Source organism: Streptomyces sp. NPDC058008 (assembly GCF_042886395.1).
GTDB lineage: Bacteria > Actinomycetota > Actinomycetes > Streptomycetales > Streptomycetaceae > Streptomyces.
Map to the genome: position 1 here is coordinate 254,588 of NZ_JBHVQX010000008.1, position 7,033 is coordinate 261,620.

The 7,033-nt window shown below is 72.8% G+C and carries 5 protein-coding genes; all 5 read left to right on the plus strand.

Annotated features, from left to right (window positions below; all coding sequences use genetic code 11):
* The first annotated feature begins 70 nt into the window (after positions 1-70).
* The 5 genes from ACFVS9_RS11105 (at position 71) to ACFVS9_RS11125 (ending at position 6,978) form a co-directional block, all read left to right on the plus strand.
* Positions 71-1,012, plus strand: coding sequence for an amidohydrolase family protein (locus ACFVS9_RS11105; RefSeq protein ID WP_389931476.1), 942 nt, complete (start codon positions 71-73; stop codon positions 1,010-1,012).
* A 96-nt stretch (positions 1,013-1,108) separates the two neighbouring features.
* Positions 1,109-1,846 carry a response regulator transcription factor gene (locus ACFVS9_RS11110; protein ID WP_383112850.1) on the plus strand — a complete coding sequence of 246 codons (738 nt, stop codon included), beginning with the start codon at positions 1,109-1,111 and terminating at the stop codon, positions 1,844-1,846.
* A 4-nt stretch (positions 1,847-1,850) separates the two neighbouring features.
* Positions 1,851-3,488: an ATP-binding protein gene (locus ACFVS9_RS11115; RefSeq protein ID WP_389931478.1), complete on the plus strand. Its 1,638-nt coding sequence runs from the start codon at positions 1,851-1,853 to the stop codon at positions 3,486-3,488.
* Positions 3,489-3,514: 26 nt separating this feature from the next.
* On the plus strand, positions 3,515-4,810 hold the full coding sequence (locus tag ACFVS9_RS11120) for a glycosyltransferase (RefSeq protein WP_383112852.1): 1,296 nt from the start codon (positions 3,515-3,517) through the stop codon (positions 4,808-4,810).
* Entirely contained in the window at positions 4,807-6,978 is a 2,172-nt protein-coding gene (locus ACFVS9_RS11125; RefSeq protein WP_389931480.1) for an ArnT family glycosyltransferase, read from the plus strand. Before ACFVS9_RS11120 ends, ACFVS9_RS11125 begins: the two co-directional genes overlap by 4 nt.
* Positions 6,979-7,033 lie beyond the last annotated feature (55 nt).

Below are 7,033 nucleotides of genomic sequence, written 5' to 3' on the forward strand. Positions count from 1 at the left end.
GGTGCGTGCAGGGCACGCGAGGCGTACGAGGCGTACGAGGCGTACGAGGTGCGTAGGACGGGTGGGGCGGATGAGCAGCGACGACCGTGACCGGGGCCGGCCTGACCAGGACCACCGCGGCGGTGGCGCCGGCGACCGGGACGAGCGTGACCGTGACGACGTGGTCCGGTTCTGGCAGCGCCTCGGGCTGCCCGGGATCATCGACGTCCACACGCACTTCATGCCCGAGCGGGTGCTCAGCAAGGTGTGGGCGTACTTCGACTCGGCGGGCCCGCTGACCGGGATGGAGTGGCCGATCACCTACCGGCGGGACGAGGACGAGCGCCTGGCGCTGCTCCGTTCGTTCGGCGTGCTCCGGTTCACCTCGATGATCTACCCGCACAAGCCCGGCATGGCCGCCTGGCTGAACGGGTGGGCCGCCGGGTTCGCCGCCCGGGTGCCCGACTGCCTGCACACCGCGACTTTCTTCCCCGAGGAGGGCGCGGAGACCTATGTGCGCGAGGCGGTCGAGGCGGGGGCGCGCGTCTTCAAGTCGCACCTCCAGGTAGGGGCCTACGACCCCAACGACCCGCTGCTGGACCCCGTGTGGGGGCTGCTGGCGGAGGCCGGGGTCCCGGTGGTGACGCACTGCGGTTCCGGGCCCGCGCCCGGTGCCTGGACCGGGCCAGGACCGATCGGCCGGCTGCTGTCCCGCCACCCCCGGCTGAAGCTGGTGGTGGCGCACATGGGGATGCCGGAGTACGCGGAGTTCCTGGCGCTGGCGGGGGCGTACCCCGGGGTGCGGCTCGACACGACCATGGCGTTCACGGACTTCACCGAGGGCTTCACGCCGTTCCCCGCCGGTGAGCGGGCGCGCCTCGCCGACCTGGGGGACCGGATCCTGCTCGGTACGGACTTCCCGAACATCCCGTACCCGTACGTCCATCAGCTGCACGCCCTGGAGCGGCTGGGGCTGGGCGACGCGTGGCTGCGGGCGGTCTGCCACGGGAACGCGAGCGAGCTGTTCCGGTAGCGCCGGCCGTGGGTGAGGCGGTTCGGCCACGTGTTTCTCAGGAAATTCACAGGTAGGCGAAAGCTCTCTCTCACGGCCGTCTCACAGGCTTGAGCCATGACGACGACCTCGCCCCAGGGGCGTACAGAACTGCTCAGGCCCGACCGCAGCCCCGTCCGCGTGCTGGTCGTGGACGACGAGGCTCCGCTCGCCGAGCTGCTCTCCATGGCCCTGCGTTACGAGGGGTGGGAGGTGCGCAGCGCCGGCGACGGCGCGGGTGCCGTCCGTACGGCGCGCGACTTCCGCCCCGACGCGGTGATCCTCGACGTGATGCTCCCCGACATGGACGGGCTCGCCGTGCTCGGCCGGCTGCGGCGTGAGATCTCCGACGTGCCCGTGCTGTTCCTGACGGCGCGGGACGCGGTGGAGGACCGGATCGCGGGGCTCACGGCGGGCGGCGACGACTACGTCACCAAGCCGTTCAGCCTGGAGGAGGTCGTGGCACGGCTGCGGGGGCTGATCCGCCGGTCCGGTACGGCGTCCGTGCGCAGCGAGTCGACCCTGGTCGTCGGTGACCTGGTGCTGGACGAGGACAGCCACGAGGTGAGCCGGGGCGACGACTCGATCCACCTCACGGCCACCGAGTTCGAGCTGCTGCGCTTCCTGATGCGCAATCCGCGCCGGGTGCTGAGCAAGGCGCAGATCCTCGACCGGGTCTGGAACTACGACTTCGGCGGCCAGGCCAACGTGGTCGAGCTGTACATCTCCTACCTGCGCAAGAAGATCGACGCGGGGCGCACCCCGATGATCCACACCCGGCGCGGGGCGGGGTACCTCATCAAGCCCGGGGAGTAGGGCCGTGGGCAGGAGGAGCGGGCGCCGTCCCTGGACGCTGCGGACCCGGCTCGTCGTGTACGCGGTGACGCTCATCGCCGTGGTCGCCGCGGTGATCGGTTCGGTCACCGCGATCGCCTTCCACGAGTACATGTACGGGAAGCTGGACGGCCAGCTGCACGACATCGCGATGCGCGCCGAGGCCCGTCCGCCGGGCAGCGACAAGCCCGTCCCGGGCGGTATCCAGAGCAACGACCCGCTGGACTTCATCCGTGGCAGCGGCCAGCCCTTCAAGACGGTCGGCGCGGTGTCCGTGAACGGCACCGTCACCGAGTCGAAGTACCTGAAGGACGGCGGTCCGGGCGCGCAGGAGAGCTCGGAGTCCCTGAACAGCGCCCAGAAGAAGGCGCTTCGGGCGGCAGGGATCACGGTCGGGGACGAGGCGCGCGACGTCGAGCTGCCCGGGCTGGGCGGCTACCGCGTGGAGGCCGTCCAGGCGCCTGGCGCCGGCATGACGGTCCTCGTCGGCATTCCCACGGCCGAGGTGGACACGGCCGTCACCACCCTGATCCTCGTCGAGGTCTGCGTCACCGGGGCGGGGCTCATCGCCGCCGGTATCGCCGGAGCCGCCATGGTCGGCGTCGCGCTGCGCCCGCTGCGCAGGGTGGCCGCCACCGCCACCAGGGTCTCCGAACTCCCGCTGCACAGCGGCGAGGTCGCCCTGTTCGAACGGGTCCCCGACGCCGAGGCCGATCCGCGCACCGAGGTCGGCCAGGTCGGTGCGGCCCTCAACCGGATGCTGGGGCACGTCGGTTCGGCCCTGGACGCGCGGCAGAAGAGCGAGACGCGGGTGCGGCAGTTCGTCGCGGACGCCAGCCACGAGCTGCGCACACCGCTCGCCTCGATCCGCGGGTACGCCGAACTCACCAGGCGGGGACGGGAGAACGCCGGGCCGGACACCCGCCACGCCCTGGGGCGGATCGAGTCCGAGGCGGAGCGGATGACGGGCATGGTCGAGGACCTGCTGCTGCTGGCGCGTCTCGACGCCGGACGGCCGCTCTCCTACGAGAGCACCGATCTCTCGCCCCTCGTCATCGACGCGGTGAGCGACGCCCGCGTCGCGGACCGCGCACCCGGAGGATCGTCCGGGGCGGCCCATCACTGGCGGCTGGAACTGCCGGAGGTGCCCGCGACGGTGCTCGCCGATCCGACCAGGATCCAGCAGGTACTGGTCAACCTGCTGGCGAACGCCCGTACGCACACCCCGCCCGGCACCACCGTCACGGCCCGCGTGCGCCAGGCGCGCGGCGAGCTGCCCTGGGTGACCCTGGAGGTCCAGGACGACGGTCCGGGCATCCCCGACGAACTCCGGCCGCATGTCTTCGAACGGTTCGCGCGGGGCGACGCCTCGCGGTCCCGGCACGCGGGCTCGACGGGGCTCGGCCTCGCCATCGTGCAGGCCGTCGCGGCCGCGCACGGCGGGCTGGCCGAGGTGCGGTCGGTACCGGGCAACACGGTCTTCGCCGTCCACCTGCCGGCGGACGCGGTGTACGACGAAGGCGCGGCCGGCTCCGCAGTCACGCCCGTGACCTGCGAAAACGATTCCGGCAGCACGCCCGTGACGTACTCACAGGCGGACCACAGGCTCAGCACACGGATGTGACAGCGGGGCTGGCGAGTGTCGGTGTCATGCGAACCGACACTCCTTGGAGCACCCTGCCGGCCCGGGACCATCTCCTGGCCGCAGCGGTCGGCGCTCCCGTACTCGACGTCGTGGTCCCCGTCTACAACGAGGAGAAGGACCTCGAAACGTGCGTGCTGCGCCTGCACGACCACCTGGCGCGGACGTTCCCCTACGGCTTCCGGATCACCGTGGCGGACAACGCGAGCACCGACCGCACGCCCCAGGTGGCGGCCCGGCTCGCGGAGCTGATCCCCGAGGTGCGGTCGTACCGGCTGGAGGAGAAGGGCCGGGGACGGGCGCTGCGGACCGTCTGGTCGCACTCGGACTCCCCTGTCCTCGCCTACATGGACGTCGACCTCTCGACCGACCTCAACGCCCTCCTGCCGCTGGTCGCCCCGCTGATCTCGGGCCACTCCGACCTGGCCATCGGCTCCCGCCTGGCCCGCAGTTCGAGGGTGGTGCGGGGTTCGAAGCGGGAGTTCATCTCCCGGGCCTACAACCTGATCCTGCGCTCCTCGCTGGCCGCCAGGTTCAGTGACGCCCAGTGCGGCTTCAAGGCCATACGGCGCGAGGTGGCGCAGCGGCTGCTGCCGATGGTCGAGGACACGGGGTGGTTCTTCGACACCGAGATGCTGGTGCTCGCCGAGCGGGCGGGGCTGCGCATCCACGAGGTGCCGGTCGACTGGGTCGACGACCCGGACTCGACCGTGCACATCGTGCGGACCGCGACCGACGACCTCAAGGGCGTCTGGCGGGTGGGGCGGGCCCTGGCCACCGGAGCGCTGCCGCTGGACCGGCTGGCGCGGCCCTTCGGGGACGACCCCCGCGACCGGGCCGTGCCCGGGGTGCCGCGCGGGCTGGCGCGGCAGCTGGTCGGCTTCTGCGTCGTGGGCGCGCTCTCCACCCTGGTCTACCTCGCCCTGTACTCCCTGTTCCGGCTGGGCGTCGGGCCGCAGTTCGCCAACGCCGCTGCCCTCCTGGTGTCCGCCGTCGCCAACACGGCGGCGAACCGGAGGCTCACCTTCGGCGTACGGGGGCGAGGCGGTGCCGTACGCCACCAGGCGCAGGGACTCGTCGTGTTCGCGATCGGGCTCGCCCTCACGAGCGGTTCGCTCGCCGCGCTGGGGACCGCGTCCGGATCGGCGTCGCACGGTACGGAACTCGCCGTACTGATCGCGGCCAACCTCGCGGCAACGGTGCTGCGGTTTCTGCTCTTCCGTGCCTGGGTCTTCCCCGACCGGCGCACCGACCACCAGGACGCCCGCAAGGGCGCCGCACACGAACTGAGGGACGTCCGATGACCGCCGCCACCACGCACTCCGGCCACCTGCACGCCCCGCCCGGCTCCCCGGACGCGCCCGCGCACGCCGCGGGCCGGAAGGAGTCGTGGGCGCGGCGCGTCCGCCGGGGCAGGCCGGAGGACCCGCGCTGGGCGCGGCCCGCGTTCCTCGGCCTGCTGCTCGTCGTCGCGCTCGCGTACCTGTGGAACCTGAGCGCCTCCGGTTACGCCAACTCCTTCTACTCGGCCGCCGTGCAGGCCGGCAGCCAGAGCTGGAAGGCGTTCTTCTTCGGCTCGCTGGACTCCGCGAACGCCATCACCGTCGACAAGCCCCCGGCCGCGCTCTGGCCGATGGCCCTGTCGGTACGGATCTTCGGCCTGAACTCCTGGGCCGTCCTCGCGCCCCAGGTGGTCATGGCCGTGGTCACCGCCGGTGTCCTGTACGCGGCCGTGCGCCGCCGCTTCAGCGCGGCCGCCGGGCTGATCACGGTGGTGGTCTTCGCGCTGACACCGGTGGCGGCGCTGATGTTCCGCTTCAACAACCCGGACGCGCTGCTCGCGCTCCTGATGACCGTCACCGTCTACTGCGTGCTGCGCGCGTTCGAGGGCGGCCGGACGAAGTGGCTGGTCTGGGCGGGCGTCGCGGTGGGCCTCGCGTTCCTGTCCAAGACCCTTCAGGCCTTCCTGGTCCTGCCGCCCCTGGCCGTCCTGTACGCGGTGTTCGCGCCGGTCTCCGTGCGGAAGCGGTTCGGGCAGCTCGGCCTCGCGGCGCTCGCGGCGGTCGTCTCCGGCGGCTGGTGGGTGGCGGTCGTCGAGCTGTGGCCCGCCTCCTCGCGCCCCTACATCGGCGGCTCGCAGAACAACTCCTTCCTGGAACTCACCTTCGGCTACAACGGACTCGGCCGGATCAACGGCGAGGAGACCGGCAGTGTCGGCGGTGGCGGGGGCCAGGGCGGCGGATGGGGCGAGACCGGCATCGGCCGGATGTTCAACTCCGAGATCGGCGGCCAGATCTCCTGGCTGCTGCCCGCCGCGCTGATCCTGCTGGTTGCGGGCGTCTGGCTGACCTGGCGGGCGAAGCGGACCGACACGGCCCGCGCGGCGTTTCTCGCCTGGGGCGGTTCGCTGCTGATGACGGCCCTGGTCTTCAGCTTCATGGCCGGCATCTTCCACCAGTACTACACGGTGGCCCTGGCGCCCTACATCGCGGCGCTGACCGGCATGGGGGCCACGGTCCTGTGGGAGGAGCGGGGCAGGTGGTGGGCGGGCGCGGCACTCGGCGCGACCGTCGCCGTGACGGCCGTCTGGTCGTACGTCCTCCTCGCGCGCACGCCCGACCACCTCCCGTGGCTGCGCTGGGCCGTCCTGATCGCCGGCCTCGCGGGCGCGCTGGGGCTGCTCCTCGCGGCCCGGCTGGGCCGGGCGCTCGCGCTGGGCGCGGCGGGTCTGGGCCTCGTGGCATCGCTGGCCGGGCCGACGGCGTACACGCTCAGCACGCTGAACACCGGGCACCAGGGCTCGATCGTCACGGCCGGACCGTCGGGCTCCGCCATGGGCGGTCCGGGCGGGGGCCGGGGCGGCGGTCCGGGTGGCGGTGACGGCGGCGGCCCCGGCGGCGGCATGCAGCCCCCCGGCCAGGGCGCCCCGCAGGGCGGTCAGGCGGCGGGCAACGCGCAGGGCGGCGGCTTCCCGGGCGGCGGCACACCCGGTCAGGGCGGGCAGGGCCAGGCTCCCGGAGGTCAGCAAGGCGGCCAGCAGGGCGGTCAGCAGGGCGGCATGCCCGGAGGCGGTGCGGGTGAGGGCGGCGGAGGCGGCGGCATGGGCGGCCTGCTCAACGGCGCCTCCGTCGATTCCGAGGCCAAGACCCTCCTGAAGCAGAACGCCGACGCCTACACCTGGGCGGCCGCCGCCATCGGTTCGCAGAACGCCGCGAGTTACCAGCTCGCCACCGGGGACCCGGTGATGGCGATCGGCGGATTCAACGGCAGCGATCCGTCCCCGACGCTCGCCCAGTTCAAGAAGTACGTGGCGGACGGGAGGATCCACTACTTCATCTCGGGCGGCTCGGGCGGCGGAGGCATGGGCGGCGAGGGCACCTCGTCCCAGATCTCGGCGTGGGTGGAGGAGAACTTCAAGGAGGTCACGGCGGGGAGCGCGACCTTCTACGACCTCACCCGGCCGACGGGCTGAGACCGCGCCGGGGAGCGGCGGCGGCAGGGCGGTGGCCCCGGAGCGCGTACTCCGG